Raw genomic sequence first — 299 nt, forward strand, 5'->3', positions numbered from 1 at the left:
GCCGCCAGATCCTCGGGGCGCGGAATGTAGAACTCGCGGTTCAGGATCGAGTAGCGGGCCGAGTATTCGTTCACGTTGGCCGTCCGGTGCCGGATCCATTGTCTTGCGACAAATACAGGCAGTTTCACATGCAGCTTCAATTCGCACATCTCGAAGGGAGTCGAATGCCAGTGGCGCATGAGGTAGCGCGTCAGATCCTCGTCGCTCAGGACGGAGCCCGTGCCGCGCCCGTAGCTGACCCGCGCCGCCTGCAGAACGGCCGCGTCATCGCCCATGTAGTCCACCATGCGCACCAGGCC

Annotated in this window: 1 protein-coding gene; it reads right to left on the reverse strand. The window is 62.9% G+C overall.

From position 1 onward, the window contains the following. Positions 1-299, reverse strand: a 299-nt coding sequence (locus ACFDS3_RS20090) for an FAD-dependent thymidylate synthase (protein ID WP_375264103.1), incomplete at both ends; no start/stop codon positions are given.

It is taken from the genome of Palleronia sp. (assembly GCF_042089775.1).
In the GTDB taxonomy this organism is placed as follows: domain Bacteria; phylum Pseudomonadota; class Alphaproteobacteria; order Rhodobacterales; family Rhodobacteraceae; genus Palleronia.